General features: G+C 36.4%; 16 protein-coding genes and 1 tRNA gene. 6 read left to right on the plus strand and 11 right to left on the minus strand.

The features are described 5' to 3' along the window. The 11 genes from H8706_RS09840 to H8706_RS09890 all read right to left on the minus strand — a co-directional run. Positions 1-798: IS256 family transposase (locus H8706_RS09840; RefSeq protein WP_262432481.1), on the minus strand; the 798-nt coding region annotated here is incomplete at its 3' end. Between the two features lie 372 nt (positions 799-1,170). Continuing rightward, a complete protein-coding gene (locus H8706_RS09845; RefSeq protein WP_262432482.1) occupies positions 1,171-1,332 on the minus strand; it encodes a hypothetical protein in 162 nt (53 codons plus the stop codon). Between the two features lie 18 nt (positions 1,333-1,350). Continuing rightward, the gene (locus H8706_RS09850; RefSeq protein ID WP_262432483.1) at positions 1,351-1,656 is read right to left on the minus strand and encodes a hypothetical protein; all 306 of its coding nucleotides are present in this window, start codon (positions 1,654-1,656) and stop codon (positions 1,351-1,353) included. 33 nt (positions 1,657-1,689) lie between these two features. After that, positions 1,690-1,926, minus strand: coding sequence for a hypothetical protein (locus tag H8706_RS09855; RefSeq protein ID WP_262432484.1), 237 nt, complete (start codon positions 1,924-1,926; stop codon positions 1,690-1,692). A 101-nt stretch (positions 1,927-2,027) separates the two neighbouring features. Further along, entirely contained in the window at positions 2,028-2,384 is a 357-nt protein-coding gene (locus H8706_RS09860; protein ID WP_262432485.1) for a DUF7674 family protein, read from the minus strand. A 12-nt stretch (positions 2,385-2,396) separates the two neighbouring features. After that, positions 2,397-2,702: a hypothetical protein gene (locus tag H8706_RS09865; protein ID WP_262432486.1), complete on the minus strand. Its 306-nt coding sequence runs from the start codon at positions 2,700-2,702 to the stop codon at positions 2,397-2,399. Between the two features lie 16 nt (positions 2,703-2,718). Further along, entirely contained in the window at positions 2,719-3,393 is a 675-nt protein-coding gene (locus H8706_RS09870; RefSeq protein WP_262432487.1) for a metallophosphoesterase family protein, read from the minus strand. Positions 3,394-3,405: 12 nt separating this feature from the next. Beyond that, positions 3,406-4,161 (minus strand): ParB N-terminal domain-containing protein, encoded by a 756-nt coding sequence (locus H8706_RS09875; protein WP_262432488.1) that lies wholly within the window; start codon positions 4,159-4,161, stop codon positions 3,406-3,408. 272 nt (positions 4,162-4,433) lie between these two features. Continuing rightward, entirely contained in the window at positions 4,434-4,682 is a 249-nt protein-coding gene (locus H8706_RS09880) for a TM1266 family iron-only hydrogenase system putative regulator (RefSeq protein ID WP_262432489.1), read from the minus strand. A 10-nt stretch (positions 4,683-4,692) separates the two neighbouring features. Further along, positions 4,693-6,138 carry a [FeFe] hydrogenase H-cluster radical SAM maturase HydG gene (gene hydG / locus H8706_RS09885; protein ID WP_262432490.1) on the minus strand — a complete coding sequence of 482 codons (1,446 nt, stop codon included), beginning with the start codon at positions 6,136-6,138 and terminating at the stop codon, positions 4,693-4,695. A gap of 166 nt (positions 6,139-6,304) precedes the next feature. Beyond that, positions 6,305-6,379, minus strand: a tRNA-Arg gene (locus H8706_RS09890). 199 nt (positions 6,380-6,578) lie between these two features. Between H8706_RS09890 and dnaA the strand changes: the two genes are divergently transcribed. The 6 genes from dnaA (at position 6,579) to remB (ending at position 11,778) form a co-directional block, all read left to right on the plus strand. After that, entirely contained in the window at positions 6,579-7,916 is a 1,338-nt protein-coding gene (gene dnaA, locus H8706_RS09895) for a chromosomal replication initiator protein DnaA (protein WP_262432491.1), read from the plus strand. A 348-nt stretch (positions 7,917-8,264) separates the two neighbouring features. Beyond that, the gene (locus H8706_RS09900) at positions 8,265-8,729 is read left to right on the plus strand and encodes a helix-turn-helix domain-containing protein (protein ID WP_262432492.1); all 465 of its coding nucleotides are present in this window, start codon (positions 8,265-8,267) and stop codon (positions 8,727-8,729) included. Between the two features lie 348 nt (positions 8,730-9,077). Further along, a complete protein-coding gene (gene dnaN, locus H8706_RS09905) occupies positions 9,078-10,181 on the plus strand; it encodes a DNA polymerase III subunit beta (RefSeq protein ID WP_262432493.1) in 1,104 nt (367 codons plus the stop codon). 8 nt (positions 10,182-10,189) lie between these two features. Beyond that, positions 10,190-10,420 (plus strand): RNA-binding S4 domain-containing protein, encoded by a 231-nt coding sequence (locus tag H8706_RS09910; protein ID WP_262432494.1) that lies wholly within the window; start codon positions 10,190-10,192, stop codon positions 10,418-10,420. Then, complete coding sequence (gene recF / locus H8706_RS09915) at positions 10,417-11,481, plus strand: DNA replication/repair protein RecF (RefSeq protein WP_262432495.1); 1,065 nt, start codon at positions 10,417-10,419, stop codon at positions 11,479-11,481. The genes H8706_RS09910 and recF overlap by 4 nt, the downstream gene beginning before the upstream one ends. Before the next feature lie 24 nt (positions 11,482-11,505). After that, the gene (remB, locus tag H8706_RS09920; RefSeq protein WP_178347485.1) at positions 11,506-11,778 is read left to right on the plus strand and encodes an extracellular matrix regulator RemB; all 273 of its coding nucleotides are present in this window, start codon (positions 11,506-11,508) and stop codon (positions 11,776-11,778) included. Position 11,779 lies beyond the last annotated feature (1 nt).

An 11,779-nucleotide genomic window follows, 5' to 3' on the forward strand; every position in this document is an offset into this window, starting at 1 on the left:
TATTTCTGTTTTGGGGTATACTGCTTCAATAGCTGCAGGAAAGCCTGTAAGTCCGTCAACACAAGCTATCAATATATCCTGCAATCCCCGGTTTTTCAATCCGTTCATAACAGATAACCAGAACTTAGCACTTTCATTTTCTCCTACCCACATACCCAACACTTCTTTGAGTCCATTCATATTAATGCCGATTGCTATGTATACAGCTTTTTTTACAATCTGACCTTCGCTTCTTACGTGAAAGTGTATAGCATCCATAAAGACAACCGCATATATTTCTTCGAGTGGTCTTGACTGCCATTCACGCACGATTGGCAGTATTTTATCGGTTATTCGACTTATGGTTGTGTCTGAACAGTCTAAACCGTAAATATCCCCGATATGAGCTTCTATATCGCTTGTAGTCATACCTTTAGCATACATCGATATTATCTTTTCTTCGATGTCGCCGGTCAGCGTTGTTTGATTCTTCTTTACAAGCTGCGGCTCAAATACACCGTCTCTGTCTCTCGGTATTTTGATTTTCGTCTCACCAAAGCTTGTTTTAAGGGTCTTTTTGGAATAGCCGTTGCGGCTATTTTCACCCTCTTTGTTGCGATAATCATACTTGGTGTAACCCAATTCATCATCAAGTTCTCCGTCAAGACCGTTTTCTAGCATTTCTCCGACCATCATTTTGAATACATCTTTCAGGTCATCAAAATTCTTCACATCGAGTCCTTTCATGATGTTACGCAAATTCTCCTTGCGTTCTTTTTCCGCTGCCCGTTCTTCGGGACTTAATTTGTACTTAGGCATAATTTAAACCTCCAAAATGATATTTTTATTATATATCATCTTGGAGGTCTTGTATAGACTTTACACAAAATTTGGGATAGTCTCGCCACTCCTCGATAAGACAACATTGCCTTAAAAACATATTTTTCGCGCCTTTCTGCGTTAAAAAAGCTCGCAATCCGTCAGGATTACTCACTTTTTTGCCTTGAAATTCATCAAAAAATCTTGTTTTTAAGGTGCGGAGCAGTTTTGAATATCGGATTTTACAATTCAGACAAGAAATAAAACCTGCCGTTATGCTGACGCATATGGCAGGTTTTTGACGTAGTATGAATTTAAAATACGGCTTCAAAACCAATGCTTTCTTATTGAGGAGAGGCTAAAAGCCGTTTTTTATATTTTATTGAAAATTTTTATGTCTTCATCTGAAAACTCATAATCTCTTATTTCACTGTCGGAATTTTCAGAATTTTTTATCAAAAATTCCAAGTCCGCCGAGGTTTTCTCCGCCTTTTTATCTATGTATTCAAGTTTTTCATATAATTTTTTATTCATTTCGGCTCACTTTAAAAATTATAATTCTTTGTATTCTCGGTTTAATTCTACAAGCAAATCAAAAAGCCTTGTAGTATTTACCATACTCCACTCCCAGACTCTGAAAGCATAGGCAAACGAAACGAGGTATCTGTCCTTTGCAGGAGGCAGATTGTCGTAATCCATTTTTAAAAGTTTTTCCATCTCGGGAATTATCGTTTCTTCAAGCTGTTCTATTGTGCTTTCGCCCGGTGCATCATTTTTTCGTCTGCGAAGGTCATCTTTACTTATTCTCAAAGCTATATCCACCTTTTTCTTAAATAACCTTACTTTTTCGCTTTCCATTATAATTACCCCGTCCTTTAAAGTTTTCACATTTTAATTTATTTTCTTCCCTCCGGCAAATATTTCTTCGGGAAAGTTTTTATAATTTATGCAAAAATAGTTATCTTTCGTTATGAAAACGGGCGGATTGCCTTTCGTTTCAACCGCTGCAAACGCAAAAGTTGTGAAATCCTCATAATTTTTATCGTCAACATCAAGGCCGTTATCATCATCAAAACAGGTATCAAATTTTGCCTTAATCTGTGAACCGTCTTTCCATTTCAATAACATTTCTTCATTTTCATATTCATTTATATTGCAATAAAATTTTATTACTTTTTTATCGTTTTTGCTGAAATACATATTTTTAAGACCCTTAAATTATAAAAATTTTAATTAAAATAATTTTTGATTACCTCATAAAACAACTTTTTCGTCTTGTTTTTCATAAAATTTTCGTATTTTTTCCCCGTATCATCATAAATTCTTTCAAGCACGCTGAAAGCTATAACTTCCTCGCTGTATCTGTCGTTTTCCGAAAGAACATTTTCGATAAAATCAAAACATTTTTTCAAATTTCCAAAATCGCCGTTATCTCCGCAAGACAGCAAATACGGCGTAAATACATTGCCGAACACCGTGTGTGAACCCGTTTCGTCCTTTTCCTGCCACAATGTTTCTTCTTCATACTTTTCCTTTATTTCGGGTATATTTTTTAACAGACACAAATTTAATTCTTTTGTTTTCATAAAAATTTCCCATTATAATTTTTTGTAATCTTCGTGTAATTTCACAATGAGCAAATACAATGTTGACGCGTTTTTCATACTCCATTCCCACACTTTGAGAGCATATGCGAGCGAAATCAAATATCTGTCCTCTACCGGCGGCAGATTATTATAATCCATTTTCAAAAGTTTTTCCAGCTCGGGAATTATTACTTCTTCAAGTTGCTCAACCGTGCTTTCGCCCGGCATATCGTTTTTTCTTCTTCTTAATTCGTCCTTGCTGATGTCAAGCGCCTTTTCTAAGTTTTTCTTAAACATTTTTACTTTTTCGCTTTCCATTATAATTACCTCACTTTTATTCTATCGGGATGATTTCATCAAAAACGCAAGTGTACTTTTCGTTTATTTTTTTGTCGTCGTGATAATGCCCGAAAAACCACTTTTTAAAATCAATTTTATTCGATATTTCGTCTAAAAAATCATTTATCCCGTCATTTTCATAATGAAAAATCCCGCTGTTTATAAACCCGGGCGCGCAATGAGTTATGATATAATCTACTTTCCGCCCGTTTTTTTCAAGATTTTTTCGTGCGTTTTCATATTCTTCCGCGCTTGGAATTTCCTCTTTCCACCACGATATTCCCTCGGTACGGTATTCTTTGTCGTGAGAATTTGCACCGCCGAACGCAAAAATTTTCTTTTTGTCAATATTGTATACTTCACCGCGCATTAAATGAAAAATTCCTTCGTCAATTTTTTGCACCTTGCCGCCCAATAAATCTGCAATTTCAAAATTTTTAAGCATATCAAAATTTTCGTGGTTTCCGTCAATGAACAATGTGGTAAAATTCTTGTTTTTCAGCCAGTTGAGCCAGTATTTTTCCTCATTTTTACCGTTCCAGACACCGCCGAAATCACCGCAGATAATCACATAATCTTCTTTTGTCAGCGTTTTCTGCTCAGGAAAATTCTTCGTGTTCAGCTTTTTTATGTCGATAGGAATGTGTGTATCGCCCGTTATGTATATCATTTTATCATCTCCTTAATCAAACCAAAGCAAGTCATTTAGTGTTTTATATCCTTTATAAGGAAGAAATACTCTCTCCACAGGAACTTTTTCAATTTTTAATTGTTTCGCTATTTGTAATCTATGATGACCATCAACTACATACTTTTCTCCCATATATTCCACATATTTTATACTTTCCTTTATTCCGTTTTTTCTTATATCTTCTAATAATCTGTTATACTCTTTTCTGCTTAATGTAATACTATGCGTTTGTATTAGTTTGCTTGTCGAGATTCTCTCTATACCTTTACCCACATCAGCAATATCGTCGGAATGTCTTATAATGTCTTCTGCACTGTCAACAATATCGGAAATTTTATCTGCACTCTTTACAGCGTCTATAGCATCATCACCGTATTTTGCAATTTTTAAAATTTTTCCGCCGTACTTTGTAACTTCTCCGACAATAGGCGCTATAGAAACTATATCCAACGATAGTTTAAGTAAATCTTTTTTTGTGTGATTGTAATGACTTACATCATAAACAAAATCTCTTACATCAAATATTGCGTCTAATCCTACTAAAGCAAGCAGAGCGCCGACTATAACAGACCATACATTTCCCGAAACTGTGTTTTTTTCCGAATAATCGCCTAAAACGACTTGTTCCACAGTATCAGTAAATGGGTCAAGCAAGTCTTGTGCCAAATCATTTTCATCATTGTATAAATCTTTTATACTTCCTATGTTTTCGATAAAGTTTCCGTCTTTATCCAAAACTTCAGCCATACAATCACAATTCGGGTGAAAAGGTATAAAATTCTCTCCTGCGGAAGCCTCATTTATAGGTATTGATTTTCCTACATTTGTATGACATTCTTCGCAATCGTTGCCGTTTGAAATAATACGGTAATAAACACCGCCTTTTTCCGCTAACCTGTTTAATTTATAGTAAAGCGCAAAAATTTTTGTGTAGTAACATAAAAAAAGAGGAATTTTCGGAAAGTTTTATAAATTACTTAAAAAATCTCCGTTTGCGAAAACACAAACGGAGATAAAAACTAATGATTTGAAAAAGTGGTTTTTGTGCTTATGCCGTCAATTCTGCCGAGTTTGCCCGTCAGCGCATTGGTTTCGTCCTGCGGTGCGTCAACGGCAACACTTATCACCGAAATATTTTTCGCTTTATACGGAATTCCCATTCTGCCTATTATATAATCTTTATATTCGTGCAAAATTCTGTTCAATTCTTCGGTTTTTTCGATATTCTCCACGATAATTGAAATAAGCGCAACTCTTGTTTCTTCCATAAACTTCTCCTTAAAATCTGAAATCTCTTATTCCTTCTTCAATTTTTTTAAGATTTTCAATGCAAATATTTTTAACTTTTTCTTTCGGAATGTTTTCAAGTTCTTTATTTATAAGCGCCTCGCCTGCTTTCACCGTTTCGGGCGACGCATAATCCATCAAAAATTCTTTGAGCGTCATAAGCGCGTTGGGGTGACAGCAATTCTGAATTTGTCCCGACTTGCACAGCGACATAAACCTGTCGCCCGTTCTGCCCTCGCGGTAGCACGCGGTGCAGAAAGAGGGGATATATCCCATATTCATAAGCCATCTTAACACCTCGTCGAGCGTGCGCTGGTCGGAAACGTCAAACTGCTCTGTATCGTGCGGACGTTCCTTCTCGGTATATCCGCCGACCGACGTTCTCGAGCCTCCGCTTATCTGCGAAACGCCGAGTCTTATAACCTTTTCTCTCACCGCCTGGCTCTCGCGCGTTGAGATAATCATACCCGTATACGGAACGGCAATTCTTATAAGCGCGCATATTTTTGCGAAAATATCGTCGCTTATGCCGTTGTCAAATACGTTCGGGTCGATGTCGTCCGCTTTTTTAATTCGCGGAACGCTTATTGTGTGAGGACCTACGCCGTGCACCGCCTCAAGATGTTCAGCGTGCATCAAAAGTCCGGCAAATTCGTATTTATACATTTCAAGGCCGAACAAAACGCCCAGTCCAACATCATCAATACCGCCCTCCATAGCTCTGTCCATAGCCTCGGTGTGATAATTATAGTCGTGCTTGGGACCTGTGGGGTGGAGCTGAAGATAACTTTCTTTATGATAGGTTTCCTGGAAAAGGATATATGTGCCGATTCCCGCCTCTTTAAGCTTTCGGTAACTTTCAACGTCTGTTGCGGCAATATTTACGTTAACGCGTCTTATTTCGCCGTGCTTGTTTTTTATTGAATAAATAGTTTTTATGCTTTCGAGAATGTATTCAAGCGGATTGTTAACAGGGTCTTCGCCTGCCTCGATTGCAAGACGCTTATGTCCCATATTCTGAAGCGCGATAACCTCGTTTTTAATTTCCTCCTGTGTGAGTTTTTTGCGCGGAATGTGCTTGTTAACCGCGTGATAAGGACAGTATACACAGCCGTTTACACAGTAGTTTGAAAGATAAAGAGGTGCAAAAATAACAATTCTGTTGCCGTAAAAAGCTTTTTTAATCTCCTCGGCGAGCGCATACATTTTTTCTATTTTTTCGGGAATTTCGCACGCCAAAAGCACCGATGCCTCTCTGTGGTCAAGACCTCTGCAAAACGTGCCTTTGTCTGTTTTATACGGACGTGCTTTTTCAAGAATTTCGTCGATTAACGCCTCGTTGTTTTTGTTTTGCTCGGCGTATTCGAGCGTTTTTCTGATTTCTTCGTCATTGATAAATTCGTCCGCAATGAGCGATTTTTTGTCGTATTTATACATTAAAATTTTCCTCTCTTTCGGTTCAGATTTTCTTCACCGTTAGTAAATTAGTATATTTATTTCATTTTATCACATATGTTTTTTTATGTCAAATTTTTTGTTTTTTATTTTATAAATTCTAAATAATATAACAAAAACAGGAATAAATTAAAAATTCATTCCTGTTTGGCACCCTCTGCGAGAATCGAACTCACAACTAACCCTTAGGAGGGGTTTGTTATATCCATTTAACTAAGAGGGCTAAAAATCTTATTTTTATCTCTAACATTACTACTATACTTTATAATAATACAATTTGTCAATATTTTTTTACAAAATTCCTTGAAAAAAATATTATTTTGTGTTATAATATCTGATGTATATTTGTGCTTATTAAAAATTTTTATATACTTTTGTGTTATTTTTAATTTTTACTGTTTTTTACGTTAAAGGAGATAGAAATGGAACGACTTGAAGGTATCTGGCAGGAGGCTCTTACCTTGATGGAGGAAGAATTTGCCGACCAGCAAATTTCATATAAAACCTGGATAAAATCAATAACTCCGCTCACTATGACGGAGGAGTCTATATCACTTAAAGTGCCGACTCCGATAAACAAAACTATGATTTGCGAGCGTTATATGGATCTTATAAAAAACTCTGTTTTCTATATAACCGGCAAAGATTATCAGATTGACGTTATCGTTGACGGTGACAAAGACTTAAAACCTCTTATTCTTCCCGATTTTGACAAGGAAGAGAGAAAAGATATGGGCGGATATCCCCTAAATCCGCAGTATACTTTTGAAAATTACATAATAGGTCAGTCCAACCAGTTTGCACAGGCGGCGGCTCTTGCCGTTGCGGAGGCACCGTCCATTTTATACAACCCGTTTTTCATATACGGCGGTTCGGGACTCGGCAAAACTCATCTTATGAACGCTATCGGCAACCGCGTTTTGGAAACTTATCCCGAAAAAAAAGTTGTGTACGTTTCGTCGGAGCAGTTTGTGAACGAGCTTATCAACTCCATAAGACAACAGCGAAACGAAGAATTCCGCAGCAAATACCGCACAATAGACGTGCTGATTGTGGACGATATTCAGTTTATTGCCGGAAAAACGAGCAGTGAGGAAGAATTTTTCCACACTTTTAACTCTCTTTTTCTTGCCAACAAGCAGATTGTTATATCGAGCGACCGTCCGCCGAAAGAACTTCACACTCTTGAAGAAAGGCTCCGCACCCGTTTTGAAAGCGGTCTTTTGGTTGACATTCAGCCTCCCGATTTTGAAACGCGAGCGGCTATTTTGAAGCAAAAAGCGGAACAGTTTAACCTTGATATTGACTACGACCTTATCACATATATAGCGTCAAACATAAATTCTAACGTGCGTGAGCTTGAGGGAACGATTAAAAAAATAACCGCCCTCACAGGATTTTCAAAACGTCCAGTAACGCTTGAAATTGTGGAAAATGCGCTTGCGGATTTCAATGTGGTCAATGCCGGAATTATCACTCCGTCAACCATTATAACACTTGTTGAAAAACATTTTAATTTAAAAGAAAATTCGCTTGTCAGCTCAAAACGCAGCAAAGATGTTGCCTTTGCGCGCCATATTGCTATGTATATAATGCGCGAACTTACCGAAATGTCCACGCCGAAGATAGGTCAGGAGCTGGGCGGACGCGATCATTCCACAGTTTTAAACGGAATAAACAAAGTGGAAGAGGCTATAAATACCGATTCGAGCATTAAAAATCTGGTTAACGACATTATTAAAAACATCAGAAACAGATAAAATGCGAAAAAAGTTATCCACATACCTTTTTTATTACTTTTTCCACATATCCACAAATTGAGTATTGGGTTATCCACAAAAAGTTGATAAATATAAGTTATCCACAGGTGAATAAAAAATTTGGAAAATTCTGCAAAATTGTATCTGTTGTAACTGTGGATACTCAATACACTTTATCCACAATGTTATCCACAGCCTGAATTTACCTTTGCAAACCATAAAACCGACATTTTACACACTATACACACCGCCTAATAATACTTATGCTTATTTAAAATAAATATTATATTTACTATTCTATTGTAAATAACTAATATATTATATATTACTGTAAGGAGCTTATAAATTATGAAATTTTATTGTTTAAAAGAAGAATTGGCAGACGCTCTTAACAATGTTTCAAAAGCAACCAACTCGGCAAACAATATAGAAATTTTAAGAGGTATAAAGCTTGAAGCAAAAGAAGGATTGACTCTTTATGCAACAAATCTTGAAATATCAATAAAATGCACAATAGAGGCAAACGTTACCGAGCCGGGCGAAACGGTGCTTGTTGAAAAACATTTTAATTTAAAAGAAAATTCGCTTGTCAGCTCAAAACGCAGCAAAGATGTTGCCTTTGCGCGCCATATTGCTATGTATATAATGCGCGAACTTACCGAAATGTCCACGCCGAAGATAGGTCAGGAGCTGGGCGGACGCGATCATTCCACAGTTTTAAACGGAATAAACAAAGTGGAAGAGGCTATAAATACCGATTCGAGCATTAAAAATCTGGTTAACGACATTATTAAAAACATCAGAAACAGATAAAATGCGAAAAAAGTTATCCACATACCTTTTTTATTACTTTTTCCACATATCCACAAATTGAGTATTGGGTTATCCACAAAAAGTTGATAAATATAAGTTATCCACAGGTGAATAAAAAATTTGGAAAATTCTGCAAAATTGTATCTGTTGTAACTGTGGATACTCAATACACTTTATCCACAATGTTATCCACAGCCTGAATTTACCTTTGCAAACCATAAAACCGACATTTTACACACTATACACACCGCCTAATAATACTTATGCTTATTTAAAATAAATATTATATTTACTATTCTATTGTAAATAACTAATATATTATATATTACTGTAAGGAGCTTATAAATTATGAAATTTTATTGTTTAAAAGAAGAATTGGCAGACGCTCTTAACAATGTTTCAAAAGCAACCAACTCGGCAAACAATATAGAAATTTTAAGAGGTATAAAGCTTGAAGCAAAAGAAGGATTGACTCTTTATGCAACAAATCTTGAAATATCAATAAAATGCACAATAGAGGCAAACGTTACCGAGCCGGGCGAAACGGTGCTTGATGCAAGAATGTTTTCGGACATTATAAGAAAATCTGATGACGGACCTATAAACATTGAAATAAACGACAAAAACGAGGCTACAATTTATACATCTAAAAACAAATTTAACATTGCCGGTATCAGCGCGGAAGAATTTCCTAAATTCCCCGACGTTTATTCTTCTTATGTTCTCACATTTGAGTCTAAGGAATTTAAAGATATTGTGCGCGATACTGCATTTGCCGCGGCACAGGACGAATCGCGTCCCATTCTTACCGGTGTTAAATTTGAGGTAGGAAAAAACGAACTTAAGCTTGTTTCAATAGACGGCTACCGTATGGCTATCCGAAAAATGCCGATAAAAGAGCAGGAGGAAGAATTTTCTTTTATTGTTAAGGGAAGAATATTAAACGAAGTTTTGAAAATACTCCGCGATGACGAAACGGAAGTTGAAGTTTCTCTCTCAAACAACAGCGTTGTGTTTAAATTTGAAAATACGGTGATAGTTTCATCTCTTATGGGCGGTGAATACATAAATTACGAGCAATTTATTCCGAAAGAAAAGAAATTTTCCATAAAAATGGACAGACGCCTTATCACACAGACGGTTGAACGCGCGTCGATAATTATAAACTACGATGATTCGCGTCTGCCGATAATTTTGGATATTGACGGCGGTGTTATGTGCGTTGACTGCGTATCGAAAAAAGGAAATTTCCACGAAGAAATAGAAATAGAGCAGACTTCCGACACACTTTGCATAGGTTTGGGAAGTAAATTTTTCCTGGACGCTCTCAAAGCGTCGTCAAACGATAATATTATTATGGAATTTAACACCGAGCGTTCGCCTCTCGTTATACGTCCGACCGAGGGCGACGAGTTTTTCTATATGGTTCTTCCGCGCGAATTTAAAAGATAGGTGAAAAAATGGAAATTATAAAAATAAAAACACCTTTTATTCAGCTCCAGCAGCTTTTAAAATTTGCCGGCGTTGTTGAAGAAGGCACGGATGCGAAAATTCTTATACAAGAGGGATATGTTACTTTAAACGGCGAAACCGAAACAAGGCGCGGAAAGAAAATTTATCCCGGAGACGAGGTTTTAATTTCATACGACGGGCAGAAAATATCGTTAAAGGTTGACGGTGAAAATATTTGAAAATAAATTCTTTAAACCTTCACAATTTCAGAAATTATAAGGACGAATTTTTGACATTTTCCGACAATTTTAACCTTATCTACGGTGAAAACGGGCAGGGAAAAACAAATATTATCGAGGCCTTTTATTATTTCTGCACCGGCAGGTCGTTTAAAAACGTAAAAGACAAGGAAGTTGTTTTATTCGGCGAAGATACGGCAAAAATTAAGATAGAATTTGAAAAATTCGGTTCCTTAAATTTTGCGGAAATTTTGCTTAAAGATGAAAAAATTATCACATTAAACGGTGTAAACATAAAAAAATTAAGCGAGCTTGTAGGCTTTGTAAAGGCGGTTTTGTTCACTCCCGACTGTCTTAATCTCATTAAAGGCGCACCGAGTGAAAGAAGGCATTTTTTAGACGTTTTTATATCGTCGCTTTATCCTGTTTATTTTAAGCTTCTTCTTAATTATTACAAGGTTTTAAAGCAGAAAAACACTCTTTTGAAATCGTTTAACGCCGATGAAAATTTGATTTATGTGTGGAATGAAAAACTTGCGGAATTTGCTCATCTTATTTTTAAATACCGCGCGTTTATAATAGACAAAATTTATCCTTATTTAAAGGAATTTCAAAGTGAAATTTCGGGCGGAAGAGAAAATCTCGATATTTTTTACAATCCGTCGGTTAAAGAAAATTTTAACGACAGGGAAAAGGTTCTCCAATATATAAACGAGCATACGAAAAAAGAGATTGACGCGGGATTTTGCCTTGTCGGACCTCACCGCGACGATTTTTCTCTTTTTATAAACGGCAAGGATTTGAAACATTACGGCTCACAGGGGCAAATAAGAACGTCGGTTTTGTCGCTTAAACTTTCGGAATGTGAGGTTACGGGAGAAATCTGCGGAGAATATCCCGTTCTTTTGTTTGACGATATTACAAGTGAAATTGACATAAAAAGGCGCGGTTTTCTTTTTGAAAAAATAAAGGATAAGCAGACATTTATGACCTGCACCGAAAAGGAAAACGTTAAAAACGCCAATTTTATACACATAAAAAACGGCAAAGCTGTTAATTAAACAGTGCCTGAAAGGGGAAAAAATGTGTATCTTCATCTGGGTGCAGACGTTGTGGTGAAAAAAGACGATATTATAGCTATTATGGATATGGAATCGTCGTCGCTTTCGCGCACAACCAAAGAATTTTTGAAAAATGAAGAAATGATGGGCAGAGTTATAAACGTTGATGTTGAAAATCTTCCGAAATCATACGTTTTGGTGAAGTATAATAAAGATGACGCTTTTGTTTATATATCTCCCATAGCCACACAAACCCTTTTAAAAAGGGCAAATCACAGCAATTTGTTTGATGTCTGAA

This window comes from Qingrenia yutianensis (assembly GCF_014385105.1).
GTDB classification, from domain to species: Bacteria; Bacillota; Clostridia; order UMGS1810; family UMGS1810; genus Qingrenia; species Qingrenia yutianensis.

Excerpts from the sequence above, each read along its gene's own strand:
- H8706_RS09845 (WP_262432482.1), bottom strand. The coding sequence starts at position 1,332 with ATGAATAAAAAATTATATGAAAAACTTGAATACATAGATAAAAAGGCG.
- H8706_RS09850 (WP_262432483.1), bottom strand. The coding sequence starts at position 1,656 with ATGGAAAGCGAAAAAGTAAGGTTATTTAAGAAAAAGGTGGATATAGCT.
- H8706_RS09855 (WP_262432484.1), bottom strand. The coding sequence starts at position 1,926 with ATGTTATTGAAATGGAAAGACGGTTCACAGATTAAGGCAAAATTTGAT.
- H8706_RS09860 (WP_262432485.1), bottom strand. The coding sequence starts at position 2,384 with ATGAAAACAAAAGAATTAAATTTGTGTCTGTTAAAAAATATACCCGAA.
- H8706_RS09865 (WP_262432486.1), bottom strand. The coding sequence starts at position 2,702 with ATGGAAAGCGAAAAAGTAAAAATGTTTAAGAAAAACTTAGAAAAGGCG.
- H8706_RS09870 (WP_262432487.1), bottom strand. The coding sequence starts at position 3,393 with ATGATATACATAACGGGCGATACACACATTCCTATCGACATAAAAAAG.
- H8706_RS09875 (WP_262432488.1), bottom strand. The coding sequence starts at position 4,161 with ATGGCTGAAGTTTTGGATAAAGACGGAAACTTTATCGAAAACATAGGA.
- H8706_RS09880 (WP_262432489.1), bottom strand. The coding sequence starts at position 4,682 with ATGGAAGAAACAAGAGTTGCGCTTATTTCAATTATCGTGGAGAATATC.
- hydG (WP_262432490.1), bottom strand. The coding sequence starts at position 6,138 with ATGTATAAATACGACAAAAAATCGCTCATTGCGGACGAATTTATCAAT.
- dnaA (WP_262432491.1), top strand. The coding sequence starts at position 6,579 with ATGGAACGACTTGAAGGTATCTGGCAGGAGGCTCTTACCTTGATGGAG.
- H8706_RS09900 (WP_262432492.1), top strand. The coding sequence starts at position 8,265 with ATGAAATTTTATTGTTTAAAAGAAGAATTGGCAGACGCTCTTAACAAT.
- dnaN (WP_262432493.1), top strand. The coding sequence starts at position 9,078 with ATGAAATTTTATTGTTTAAAAGAAGAATTGGCAGACGCTCTTAACAAT.
- H8706_RS09910 (WP_262432494.1), top strand. The coding sequence starts at position 10,190 with ATGGAAATTATAAAAATAAAAACACCTTTTATTCAGCTCCAGCAGCTT.